The 12218-nt window shown below is 62.5% G+C and carries 12 protein-coding genes; 2 read left to right on the top strand and 10 right to left on the bottom strand.

Features of this window, described 5'->3' with window-relative positions:
* Positions 1–293: 293 nt before the first annotated feature.
* The 6 genes from M0D67_RS36215 to M0D67_RS36190 all read right to left on the bottom strand — a co-directional run bounded on the left by M0D67_RS36215 (position 294) and on the right by M0D67_RS36190 (position 4627).
* On the bottom strand, positions 294–1214 hold the full coding sequence (locus M0D67_RS36215; protein WP_171925108.1) for an MBL fold metallo-hydrolase: 921 nt from the start codon (positions 1212–1214) through the stop codon (positions 294–296).
* Positions 1211–1696, bottom strand: coding sequence for a MaoC family dehydratase (locus M0D67_RS36210; protein ID WP_266241918.1), 486 nt, complete (start codon positions 1694–1696; stop codon positions 1211–1213). Before M0D67_RS36210 ends, M0D67_RS36215 begins: the two co-directional genes overlap by 4 nt.
* Positions 1693–1920, bottom strand: a complete 228-nt coding sequence (locus tag M0D67_RS36205) for a DUF1289 domain-containing protein (RefSeq protein ID WP_154558823.1) — start codon at positions 1918–1920, stop codon at positions 1693–1695. Before M0D67_RS36205 ends, M0D67_RS36210 begins: the two co-directional genes overlap by 4 nt.
* A gap of 4 nt (positions 1921–1924) precedes the next feature.
* The gene (locus M0D67_RS36200; RefSeq protein ID WP_171925110.1) at positions 1925–2446 is read right to left on the bottom strand and encodes a YbaK/EbsC family protein; all 522 of its coding nucleotides are present in this window, start codon (positions 2444–2446) and stop codon (positions 1925–1927) included.
* A gap of 66 nt (positions 2447–2512) precedes the next feature.
* Entirely contained in the window at positions 2513–3439 is a 927-nt protein-coding gene (locus tag M0D67_RS36195) for a hydroxymethylglutaryl-CoA lyase (RefSeq protein ID WP_266241917.1), read from the bottom strand.
* 246 nt (positions 3440–3685) lie between these two features.
* Positions 3686–4627 carry a glyoxylate/hydroxypyruvate reductase A gene (locus M0D67_RS36190; RefSeq protein ID WP_171925112.1) on the bottom strand — a complete coding sequence of 314 codons (942 nt, stop codon included), beginning with the start codon at positions 4625–4627 and terminating at the stop codon, positions 3686–3688.
* Between the two features lie 292 nt (positions 4628–4919).
* Here M0D67_RS36190 and M0D67_RS36185 point away from each other — a divergent pair, with 292 nt between their 5' ends.
* Positions 4920–5522 (top strand): alpha/beta hydrolase, encoded by a 603-nt coding sequence (locus M0D67_RS36185; protein WP_266241916.1) that lies wholly within the window; start codon positions 4920–4922, stop codon positions 5520–5522.
* A 218-nt stretch (positions 5523–5740) separates the two neighbouring features.
* Positions 5741–6766 (top strand): sulfate ABC transporter substrate-binding protein, encoded by a 1026-nt coding sequence (locus tag M0D67_RS36180; protein WP_171925114.1) that lies wholly within the window; start codon positions 5741–5743, stop codon positions 6764–6766.
* Positions 6767–6860: 94 nt separating this feature from the next.
* Here the strand turns inward: M0D67_RS36180 and bioB are convergent, their stop codons facing one another.
* From bioB to bioA, 4 genes are read right to left on the bottom strand one after another with little or no spacing between them, the layout of a single operon-like run.
* On the bottom strand, positions 6861–7940 hold the full coding sequence (gene bioB / locus M0D67_RS36175) for a biotin synthase BioB (RefSeq protein WP_171925115.1): 1080 nt from the start codon (positions 7938–7940) through the stop codon (positions 6861–6863).
* 34 nt (positions 7941–7974) lie between these two features.
* Positions 7975–8706: a dethiobiotin synthase gene (bioD, locus tag M0D67_RS36170; protein WP_266241914.1), complete on the bottom strand. Its 732-nt coding sequence runs from the start codon at positions 8704–8706 to the stop codon at positions 7975–7977.
* A complete protein-coding gene (gene bioF / locus M0D67_RS36165; RefSeq protein ID WP_266241912.1) occupies positions 8703–9887 on the bottom strand; it encodes an 8-amino-7-oxononanoate synthase in 1185 nt (394 codons plus the stop codon). Before bioF ends, bioD begins: the two co-directional genes overlap by 4 nt.
* A complete protein-coding gene (bioA, locus tag M0D67_RS36160; RefSeq protein ID WP_266241910.1) occupies positions 9887–11236 on the bottom strand; it encodes an adenosylmethionine--8-amino-7-oxononanoate transaminase in 1350 nt (449 codons plus the stop codon). Before bioA ends, bioF begins: the two co-directional genes overlap by 1 nt.
* Between the last annotated feature and the right edge of the window lie 982 nt (positions 11237–12218).

The raw sequence follows: 12218 nt of genomic DNA, 5'->3' as shown, positions 1-12218 counted from the left end.
ATTGGCGCGTCGCATTGTTCATATAGACGGACCAATGACGTTCAACGCGCGCGACTACGAAGCTTCGTAATGTCGTCTGTATGCGGGTTTAAAAGGCAGTGTCAAGCTTCTGTAGGGAAATCACTGATGCGATCGAAAAACCGGCACGCGTATCATTCATATCGACGCTGATCACGTCCGACAGAATTTCCGCCGCTCGCCTTGATGGTCGAGCGGCTTTCTTTTTGGGGCGACGGTTTTGGTGTCTTGCTCGCCGCCTGTTGCCGGCCGCCCGCGCGCCAGCCCTGTGCGCGTCAAGCCTGGCGCGCGACGATGCGCTCGCCATCGATCGCCAATGGCCCGTTTTTGGCCGCCAACTCCTCGACGATCGCGTGCACCAATGTGGGCCATTCGCCACGCGGCTTGAACATGGTGGCGGCAGCGCGCATCGCGGCGGCATCGTCGAGCATCCGCAGCAAGGTGTCGAAGCTCATCGCGCGGACTTCGAGCAGCTTGAACACGATCAGCACCTTCAACGCATTCTTCGCATTACGTGCCGGATCGGCCCGTAGCCACGCAACGCGTGAAAACGCCCGTTCCAGCGCTTGCTCGACATTCGTGAAGGGCGAACCATGGCCGGGAATCACGAGCCGCACGTCGAGCTTCGCAATGGCTTCGAGCACCGCCTGTTCTTCGGCGAAACCGCTTTCACCTTCCAGTTCGGGAAAGATCACGCCAAAGCCGTTTTCCCACAGTGCGTCCGCACTGATCAGGATGCGTTCGTCCGGGCAATACAGCATCAACGAATGCGGATCGTGGCCAGGTGCGCCGAGCACTTGCCAATCGAGCGCGCCGAGCCGCAGTTGCGCACCGGGCGCGATCGTCTCGGTGAAGGTGAAGCGTTCGCAGGTCTGGCCGGTGGCGCGAAACGTCAGACGGCTTTCGTCCCAATCGCGCACCGCGTCGGCTTCGGACGCGGGAATCGCGGTACGGCACGGCCACGTCGACTGCAACAGCGCGTTGCCGCCGCAGTGATCTGAATGCAGATGCGTGTTGACGATCAGATCGAGCGGTCGCGCGCCGAGCGCTTGCTGTACGAGCGCGAGGGTTTGCGGCGCGTGCGTCGCGTAGCCGGTATCGACGAGTGCGACACATGCGTCATCGACCAGCAGCACATTGTTCGACGATAGCCAGCCGCGTTCGAAGACCCGGATCGATGCCGGTAGGTTGGTCATGGTGCGCTTGTGTCCGGGTTTGTGCTCGCGTTCGCATTCGCCGATGCTTCGGGTTTCGGCATCACCAGGATTGTCGACGTGCCGATCAACATGGTGTCGCCGCGTTGATTCACCACGCTCCCTTCGAGATGCGTCAGATCGCCGTTCAGACTCGGCTTCCAGTACGCGTCGCGCACGCGCCACTTGATCGTCAACGTATCGTTCGCGTGGACGGCTTTCTTTAGCTTGATATCGAACTCGAGGCCGAGCGGCTGCGCGTACGTGGAGAAATAGGTCGCCAGTAGCGCCATGAAATACGCGGTGGGTTGCGTGCCGGACGCGATCAAACCGCCGAAGCGGCTTTGCGCGGCGTAGGCGTCGTCGTGATGCAACGGGTTGAAGTCGTTGACGAGCGTGGCGAACGACTTCACCGATTCCGCCGATAGCTCGAGCGTCGAGCTGAACGTCTCGCCGATCGTTACGACGCGCGGCGCGGCGTTCATCGCTGCGCCTTTGCCTGCTTTGCCATGAACTCCGCGTGGCGTTCCTCGATTGCGTCCCAGACGGCGCGCTTCGCGTCGTCGTCGAACGACGACCAACTGGCGATCTCGTCGATCGTGCGCAAGCAGCCTTCGCACCAACCGGTCGAGGCGTCCATCCTGCACACGCTGATGCACGGTGACGGCACGGCGGCCTCGTCGTCTTCGTTATCGATGCCCGCTGTCATGGCTTTACGCTGTCTCGCGCAGCGCCACGTCGATCGCCGGTGCGCCCGTCAACGCAATCAGTTCCTGCGCCGTCAGATTGAACACGGCATGCGGATGACCCGCGGCGGCCCACAGGCTGTCGAGTTCCAGCAGATCGGCATCGATCAGCGTGACGGGTTTGGTGGCGTGCCCGATCGGGCAAACACCGCCAATTGCATAACCCGTTTTCTCGCGGACGAACTTCGCATCCGCACGGCCGATCTCGCCGACTTGCGCCGCGACCTTCTTTTCGTCGACGCGATTCGCGCCGCTCGCGACCACCAGTACCGGCGCGTCGTCTTCGCGGCGGCGAAACAGGATCGACTTGGCGATCTGCGCAACGGAGCAGCCGAGGCCGGCCGCGGCTTCGGCGGAAGTCTTGCCGGTTTCCGGCAGCATTACGATCCGTCCAGCGTGGCCGCGTTCGCGCAACAACAGCGCGACGCGGCGTGCGGAGTCAGGCAATGCGGCGAGATCGTCGGAGTCGAGGGAAGCGTGATCCGTCATCGTTTCAGGTCCTGAATGATTTGGCGAAATGTGTGCGGGAATGAATGGCCAAATGAGCGGCGCGCGTCAAACGCAGTTGGCCTGCTCGCTGCGGGCTTTGGCAAGCAACGCCTTGCCGGCGCGCGAGACATTGGGCCGGCCGATCGACGTCGAAATGAAATCACCGATCGCGACAACTTGCGCGAGGTCGACGCCGGTCTCGATGCCGAGGCCGTTCATCAGATACAGCACGTCTTCGGTCGCGACGTTGCCGGTTGCACCCTTCGCATACGGGCAGCCGCCGAGCCCCGCTACCGACGCGTGATAGATCTCGATGCCTTCCTGCAACGCCGCGTAGATGTTCGCGAGCGCCTGACCGTAGGTGTCGTGGAAGTGCCCCGACAGACGTTCGCGCGGAAACACCTTGGTGACCGCCTCGAACACTTCGCGCGTGCGCTTCGGCGTGCCGACGCCGATCGTGTCCGCGATGTCGATCTCGTCGCAACCGAGCGCCGCGAAACGTTCGACCACATCGACTACCGACGCGACCGGCACTTCGCCTTGATACGGACAGCCCAGCGCACACGACACGCTGCCGCGAATCCGCAGGCCATGTTCCTTCGCCGCCTGCGCGACCGGCGCGAACCGATCGATGCTTTCTGCGATGCTGCAATTGATGTTCTTCTGCGAGAACGCTTCGCTAGCCGCACCGAAGATCACGATTTCATCCGCCCGCGCAGCGAGTGCACCTTCGAAGCCGCGCAGATTCGGCGTCAGCACCGAGTAGATCGTGCCGACGCGGCGCTCGATACCGGCCATCACGTCGGCGCCGTCAGCCATCTGCGGCACCCATTTCGGCGACACGAACGACGCGGCTTCGACGTTGCGAAAGCCGGCCGCCGACAAGCGGTTGATCAACTCGATCTTGATGCCGGTGGGGACGAATTCTTTCTCGTTCTGCAGTCCGTCACGCGGGCCGACTTCGACGATTTTGACGCGTTGGGGCAAGGCCATGATGAGTCTCCTGTGTCGACCGGAGTTTGCGCTTTAGCGCATTACTCCGGTCCCATGCAAAGCGGTCGACCGGAGTTTGCGCTTTAGCGCATTACTCCGGTCCCATGCAAAGCGGTCGACCCCGGAGTTTGCGCTTTAGCGCATTACTCCGGTCCCATGCAATGAGCCCGCGCGTGGCGGCGCTCCTTCAGATGAATTCGGTGGTGTTCAAAATCCGTGCTCGATATTTTTGCTCAGTATCCACGCTTAGTATCCACGTTCAATATCGACCACGCCGCTCACCGTTTCGCCGCGCATCAGCGCCGTCATTTTCCGTGCGACTTGCGCGACGCTCTCTTCGCGCAAGGTGAGCGCGGAAATATGCGGCGTAATCGTGATGCGCGGCTCCTGCCAGAACAGATGATCGGGCGGCAGCGGTTCTTCGCGGAACACGTCCAGCGTCGCGGCGGCGACCTGGCCGCTTGCCAGCGCTTCGAGCAGATCCTGTTCGACCAGATGCCCGCCGCGTGCGACGTTGATCAGATAGGCGCCCTTCGCGAGCTTCGAGAAGGTGCGCGTGTTCAGCACGTCGCCCGTATCCGGCGTATGCGGCAGCAGATTGACCAGCACTTTCACGCCGTCGAGAAACGCATCGAACTGTGATTCACCGGCGAAGGTCGTGATGCCGTCGATTTGCCGCGCACTGCGGCTATACCCGCGCACCGGCATGCCGAACGCTGCGACTGCTTGCGCGACATGCGTACCGAGGACGCCGAGGCCGAGCACGCCAACGGTGAAGGTCTCACGCGGATGCGGATCGAGCACTTCCCAGCGGCGCTCGCTTTGCAGCGTCTGGTATTCGTCGAAACGGCGCAGGTAACGCAGCACCGCATGCGTCACATACTCGGCCATTTGCAGCGCCATGCCGGTATCTTCGAGCCTGATCAACTGGGCGCCGCGCGGCAACGTGCCGGGCTGCTCGTGTTCGAGCCCGAGGATCGCGTCGACACCCGCGCCGAGATTGAAGATCGCGCGCAGATTGTCGCGGCCGGCCAGCATCTCACGCGGCGGGCGCCACACGACCGCGAAATCGGCTGGTTCGGTGTCGCCCGGTTGCCATTCGCGCAAATCGGCTTCCGGCAGCGCATGGGCGAAGTCGTGCAGCCACGCGGCGGCGTCGGAATGCGGCATGTAGAAGAGGATTTTCATACGGTCCGGAAGGCGCGTGCGTTGTCGAGTCGGATGACGGGAGAGGCCCGGTAGAACGGCTGCAACGCCCGCGGTGCTTCAGACGACGCTTGCGGCATGGGCCTCCTCCTTTTACGGATAGGCTTCATTCTACTTTTTCGCCGCGAATCGCGCGCGTTTGCGCACGGGCGTGCGGTTTTACTCTGCGACATGGCCGCGCATTTGCCCCATAAACAAAGCACAAAAACTTGGTTCGCCCTTGCGACGCCCGGCGGGACAATCATTTCCCGGATTCCGGCAGCGAGGGACAGACATGCTTTCATGCACCAAATCGACATGGCCGCCGCGGCTCGTCACCGTTCCCGGCCTGCACGGCAGCGAGGGCGCGCACTGGCAAACATGGCTCGAACGGCAATTCGCGCGCTCGCTGCGCGTCGAACAGGCCGACTGGGACGCCCCGGACGTCGCTGTCTGGGCGAAGTCGCTGCACGATCTGCTCGCCCGTGAACGCGGGCCGTTCGTGCTGGCCGCCCACAGCTTTGGTTGCCTTGCGACTGCGCACGCGTTGCAGCAGGCGTCGTATGCGAACGATGTGGTCGGCGTGCTGTTCGTCGCGCCTGCCAGCCCGGAGAAATTCGCCTTCGCCGGACCGTTCGACGCGCGGCGTCTCGGCGTGCCGTCGATTCTGATCGGCAGTGAAACCGACCCGTGGATGCCGCTCGCCGGTTCGCGCGATCTCGCGCAGCGTTTCGGTAGCGCATTCGTCAATCTCGGCGACGCAGGACACATCAACACGGCGGCGGGATTCGGCCCGTGGCCGCGCGCCAAGTATTTCGTCGATACGCTGGTGCATTGCGCGGCACCGCTGCGTTTTCGCGAGGAGACCTTCGAGGTCGCGCAGCACGCGTTTGTTTGAGTGGGTTCGAGTGCTTCGCCTGGCGTTTGGGCAACCGCTGCCCGGCAAGCGATCGAGTCCCCGGGCGCGCAACTGAACGCGTCATTGAGCGAGGAAGCGAAGGAGGACTTGAATGCGCAGTTGAGCGCGAGTGAACCAGTAAGCGATCCGTTAGAATCCCGCTTCACGCTGCACGTTTGTGCGGCCACAGGTTTTCATCATCGATAGGCGGGGACAAGATGGCAGGCAAGACGGGGGCATCGCGCTGGCTGGCAGCCGGCATGACGGCAATGACGCTCGCGCTCGGCGGCATCTCGACGGCGCACGCAGACACGTCGCTGCTCAACGTGTCGTACGACGTGACGCGCGAGTTGTACAAGGACATCAACGCCGGCTTCATCACGGCATACAAAGAGAAGAGCGGCGAGAGCGTGTCGATTCGCCAGTCGCATGGCGCGTCGAGCGCGCAGGCGCTGTCGGTGCTGCAAGGACTGCAGGCTGACGTGGTGACGATGAACCAGCCGAACGACATCGACCTGCTCGCCGAAAAGGGTCAACTGGTACCCGCCAACTGGCGCGCGCGTCTGCCGGACGATAGCGCTCCGTACACGACGACTATGGTGTTCCTCGTACGCAAGGGCAATCCGAAGCACATCAAGGACTGGGACGACCTCGCCAAACCCGGCGTGCAAGTGGTGATTGCGAACCCGAAGACTTCGGGTAACGGCCGCTACGCGTATCTGGCCGCATGGGGTTATCGCAAGCAACACGGCGGCACCGATGCGCAGGCGATCGATTTCGAAAAGGCGATCTTCAAGAACGTGCCGATTCTCGACACGGGCGGCCGCGGTGCGACGACGACCTTCACGCAGCGCGGTATCGGCGACGTGCTGGTGACGTTCGAAAACGAAGTGTCGTTGATCGACACGGGTGTGGGCGCGGGCAATTTCGAAGCGGTGTATCCGTCTGTGAGCCTGCTGGCTGCGCCGCCGGTGTCGGTCGTCGACAAGGTGGTCGACAAGCGCGGCACGCGCAAGGAAGCGCAGGCGTATCTCGACTATCTTTGGTCGCCGGCTGCGCAGGAAATCATTGCCCAGCATCATCTGCGTCCGCGTGACAAGAACGTGCTCGCGAAGCACGCGGGCGAGTTCAAGCCGATCAAGACCTTCACCGTCGAAGAAATGTTCGGTAGCTGGCAGAAAGCACAGCAAACGCATTTCTCCGATGGCGGGACGTTCGATCAGATCATCGTGGACAAGAAGTAAATCTCTGCCTGGAAGTAGAAAGGCCACCTCGGAAACGAGGTGGCCTTTTTCGTGTGCGCGCGATTTACCACACGCGCTTCGTACACGTAGTTCTTTAGTTCGGCGCAGCGTGCTTATCGCAGCCATGCTCGCAGCCGCTCTGATCCAACGGCATCTGCTGCGCTGCTTCTGCGCGAATACCGAGGCGTTCGAGCAGCTTGCGGTCCGCTTCGGCTTGCGGGTTGCTGGTAGTCAGCAACTGGTCGCCGTAGAAAATCGAGTTCGCGCCGGCGAGGAAACACAGCGCCTGCAACGCTTCGTCCATCTGCTCGCGGCCTGCCGACAGACGCACCATCGCGCGCGGCATCGTGATACGTGCAACTGCAATCGTACGGACGAACTCGAACGGATCGATCGCTTCGGTGCCGGTCAGCGGCGTGCCTTCCACCTGCACCAGGTTGTTGATCGGCACCGATTCCGGATACGGCTCCATGTTCGCCAGTTGCGCGATCAGGCCGGCGCGCTCACGGCGCGATTCACCCAAACCGACAATCCCGCCGCAGCATACGTTGATGCCCGCATCGCGCACGCGTTCCAGCGTATCGAGACGGTCCTGATACGTGCGCGTCGAAATGATCTGGCCATAGAACTCCGGCGACGTATCGAGGTTGTGGTTGTAGTAGTCGAGACCCGCTTCGCGCAGACCTTGCGCCTGATGCGTCTCCAGCATGCCGAGCGTCACGCAGGTTTCGAGGCCCATCGCCTTCACGCCGCGGATCATGTCCTTGATCGGCTCGAGGTGTCGGTCCTTCGGATTGCGCCACGCCGCGCCCATGCAGAAGCGCGTCGCGCCGTTTTCCTTTGCGACCTTGGCGGCAGCCAATACTTCATCGACCGGCATCAGCTTGTCGGCTTGCAGCCCCGTGTCGTGATGCACCGACTGCGGGCAGTACGCGCAATCTTCTTCGCAACCGCCGGTCTTGATCGACAGCAGCGTCGACAGTTGCACGGTGTTGGCGTCGAAGTGTTCGCGATGGGTTTGTTGCGCGCGGAACATCAGGTCGTTGAACGGCAGTTCGTACAGCGCGACGATGTCGGCGACGCGCCACTTGGCCACCGGCTTGGCGCCTGCTGCTGCGTTATTGTTGGCGGCGGCCGTGTCGGCTGGCGTCGGAGCGATGTTCAGTTGCGTCATGTCGTCAATCCTCATGGATGGATGTAATGGGTTTTCAGCGCTGCGCGTGGCGCAGCGTCTGCAGGAGTCGGTTGATGTCGAGTTGATCCGCTGCGAGCTCGGGCGAAGCCGGGCTCAAATGCGGCACGATGCCGAGTAAGGGGGCGTCGTATTCACGCGCAAGATGCTCGCGAATCGAAGCGATGTTTTCGTCGGGGAACGTCATGTCCGGATCGACACGATTCGCCACCCAGCCAGCGAGCATGAGGCCGCGCGTGGCGATCGCTTCGGCGGTGAGCAACGCATGGCTGATGCAGCCGAGGCGCATGCCGACCACCAGCACGACCGGCAGCTTCAGCGCGACGGCGAGGTCGGCGGTATCTTGCGTCGCGGTCAGCGGCACGCGAAAACCGCCGACGCCTTCCACCACGACGATCTCGGCTTGTTTCAAAGCCTGCGCATGGCATTCGACGATGTGATCGATATCGAACGTGACGTTTTCCAGTGCAGCTGCGATGTGTGGCGCGGCCGGTTCTTTCAACAGATACGGCGTGCGAATCTCCGGCGGCAGCAGGACGCTCGACGCGGCGTCGAGTTGATCCGCATCTTCGTTATGCAGCACGCCGTTCACTTCGAACGCGCCCGCGGCGATCGGCTTCATCGCGGCGGCCTGCAGGCCTTCTCGGACGAAACCGCGCAGGAGTGCTGCGGAGACGAAGGTCTTGCCGATTTCCGTATCGGTGCCGGTGACGAATAGCGACAGCGCGCTTTGACTCGAGCTACTCATGCCGCCTTCGCCCCGAGTTGTTGCAAGCCTGCTTCGAGCCGGTCCAGATCCGCTTGCGAGTGCGCGGCGGAAAGCGAAATGCGCAGCCGCGACGTACCCACGGGCACGGTCGGCGGACGGATTGCCGGCACCCAGAGACCGGCACGATCGAGCGTAGCCGCGATGTCGAGCGTGGCATCGTTCGCGCCAATGATCAGCGGCTGCACGGCAGTGTGCGAATCGACCGGCAGCCACGGCGTGGCCTTCAACATTGCGCGCGTGCGTTCGATCAGTTTCCGGAGATGCGCACGGCGCGCATCGCCTTCTTCGCCAGCGATGATGCGCAGGCTCGCCGACACCGCATGCGCCGCAGCAGGCACCGACGCAGTCGTGAAGATGTACGGACGTGCGCGCTGCACGAGCCATTCGATCACCGTCCCGTGAGCGACGACGAATGCACCCGACACGCCCGCGGCCTTGCCGAGCGTGCCGATCGAAATCAGATTCGGCGAGCGCAGCGCGGCTTCTGCAATCGCGCCACGGCCTTGCGGACCGAGCACGCCGAAACCGTGCGCGTCGTCGACGATCAGCCATGCGCCATGCTGTTCTGCAAGTTCAAGCAGACGCGGCAGGGGCGCGATGTCGCCGTCCATGCTGAATACCGTATCGGAGACGATCACTTTGACTTCGGCGTCCGAGGCATCGAGCATCGCGCTCAAGGCTGCCATATCGCAGTGCGGATAGATCTGCACATCAGCGCGGGACAAACGCGCGCCGTCGATCAGCGACGCGTGATTCAACGCGTCGGAGAAGAGCGTCGTGCCGCGGCCAGCGAGCGCGGTGAGCGTCGCGAGATTCGCCATGTAGCCGGTGCTGAAGTAGAGCGCGCGCGCATTGTCGACGAAGCCGCCGACGAATTCGGCCAGATCGTCTTCGAGTTGCGCGTGCGCGCGCGAGTGGCCGCCGAGCAAATGGGAACCGCCGCTGCCGGCGCCATAGCGCTCAGCGCCTTCAGCGATGGCGGCGATCAGTTTCGGATGTGCGGCGAGGCCGAGATAGTCGTTGCTGGCGAAGCCGATGATCGCGCGGCCGTCGACCGTCATGTGCGCGGCGCACGGCGTGTCAGCGGTACGACGACGGCGGCGCAGACCACGCGCGTCGATTTCCTTGAGGCCTTCGGTGAGTGTGTCGAGCAGATGCATTAGCGGGTCTCCGCGAGCGTGGCTTCGAAGGTTTCGCGTGTGCGCGAGGCGAGCAGCGCGATTTCTTCGTCGTCGAGGATGTAGGGGGGCATCAGATACACCGTGGTCGAAATAGGGCGCAGCAGCAGTTCGCGCTGCAACGCGTTTTCGAAGAAGCGGCGCGAGAATGTTTTGGCTTGCTGAGCGTCGTCGATCACTGCATCGAACGCGAAGATCGTGCCGCACTGTCGCAGATTGCGCACTTGCTTATGTTCGGCGAGCGGCGCGAGCGCGGCCTTTAGCCTGGCGGATTTCTGCGCGTTGACGGCGAGCACGTTGTCGCTCGCGAACAGATCGAGCGTGGCGAGCGCCGCGCGGCATGCGAGCGGATTGCCCGTGTACGAATGCGAGTGCAGAAAGCCGCGGGCGATGTCGTCGTGATAGAAGGCGTCGAAGATCTCATCGCGCGACAACACGATCGAGAGCGGCAGATACCCGCCGCTGATCCCTTTCGACAGACACAGGAAGTCCGGCCAGATGCCGGCCTGTTCGCACGCGAAGAACGTACCGGAGCGACCGCAACCGACAGCGATTTCATCGGCGATCAGATGCACGCTGTACTGATCGCACAGCGCGCGCAGGCCGGCGATATACGACGCGTCGTGCATCGCCATGCCGGCTGCGCATTGCACGAGCGGCTCGACGATCAGCGCCGAGATTTTCGTGGCGCGTGCTTCGAACAACGAGCGAACCTGATCGAGCGCGCGGCGCGCGACGTCGGCGGCGGTTTCGCCTGCTTGTGCGAGGCGCGCATCGGGCGACGCGACGACATGCGCGTTGCGGATGAGCGGATCGTAGGCGTCTTTGAAGAGCGCGACGTCGGTGACGCCGAGCGCGCCGATGGTTTCGCCGTGATAGCTGTTGGCGATGCAGACGAATTCCTGTTTGTCCACGAAGCCGCGATTGCGCCACGAGTGGAAGCTCATCTTCAGCGCGATTTCAACGGCCGATGCACCATCGGACGCGAAGAACGCGTGACCGAGCGTGTTGCCGGTGAGCGCGCCGAGGCGCTCCGCGAGTTCGATGGCTGGCTCGTGCGTGCAGCCGGCGAGCATTGCGTGTTCGAGCGTATCGAGTTGATCTTTCAATGCCGCGTTGATGCGCGGGTTGGCATGGCCGAACAGGTTGACCCACCAGGAGCTGATCGCGTCCAGATAACGGTTGTTTGCGCGGTCGTAGAGCCACGCGCCTTGACCGCGTGCGACCGGGATTAGGGGCAGTCGCTCGTGGTGCTTCATCTGGGTGCAGGGGTGCCAGACGGCACGCAGGCTGCGGGTGATCCAGTCTTCAGGGGATGCTGACTTTTCCAAAAGGTACTCCGAGGTGCTTTTTTGCCGTTGCACGGCTGGCTTTTTTAGGGCCATTTCATTCGCGGCGCGGGTTGTTTCTTGCGCTGCGCGCGGCCTTTGGGGAGGCTTGCGGGGTCGAGATTAGCGGTTTATTTCTCCCTGTGCACCAGGGGGCGGGGGGTGGTTTTTGCCTTCGGCGATGGGGTTGGGCGCTGTTCGCGGCAGGTGGTTTCTGTTTTGGTTTGAAGGCCGCTGATGGGGGGCGTTGACGACGTCAAAGTAGTTGCGCCCTATGGGCGGGAATTTGGGGTTTGCTGCGTGCTTGGCGGTTTTTTGGCGAGGGTTTTGGCCTGCTCGGCGGTCTTGTCAGTGTTCTTATGGCGTTGGCCTTTCCTTGAATTGTTAGTAGTCTATTAGCGTTGCCCCTGTGCGGGGCGGCACCTACTTCTCTTTGCCGGCTGCAAAGAGAAGTAGGCAAGAGAAAGCAGCTCAAACCGCTAATGCTAAGTGGGCACCGTGGTCTGCAACAGGTAGTGGTGCATCTGGAATCTGTGTTCGTGCACCTGCATACGCCAGTGACAAGGGCGTCATACTTCCGGCGACGCTCCGCGCGCCGAAGAGTACTTCACAAAACCTCCCTCTACGCTTCAACTCCCCCGTTTCGCTCGGCACCACTGTTGCCATTACATATCCAAAGGCACACGCACAGACGCTACTGCTACTGCCACGGCCACGCTACGGCTACGGCAATGGCAATGGCAATGGCAATGGCAATGGCAATGGCAATGGCAATGGCAATGGGCATTGCAGCATATCGACATTTCATTGGAAGTGAGGAGCCGCACGACGGCAGAGGTGCGTCGCCGAGGCGAAGCCGATGGCCCCCACAAACCTCAACCGAAGCCCGTGGTTTCCCATGCATACCCGTCCGCGACGCACGTAGTGCGAAGTGGGAGCTGATGAGTCCTTTGTCACTAACGCGGAATGTGCGAGAACACGGATT

Source organism: Paraburkholderia sp. SECH4, assembly GCF_030511745.1.
Lineage (GTDB): Bacteria > Pseudomonadota > Gammaproteobacteria > Burkholderiales > Burkholderiaceae > Paraburkholderia > Paraburkholderia madseniana.
The sequence above is the reverse complement of the archived record's forward strand: the minus strand, read 5'-3'. Positions and strand labels throughout refer to the sequence as shown.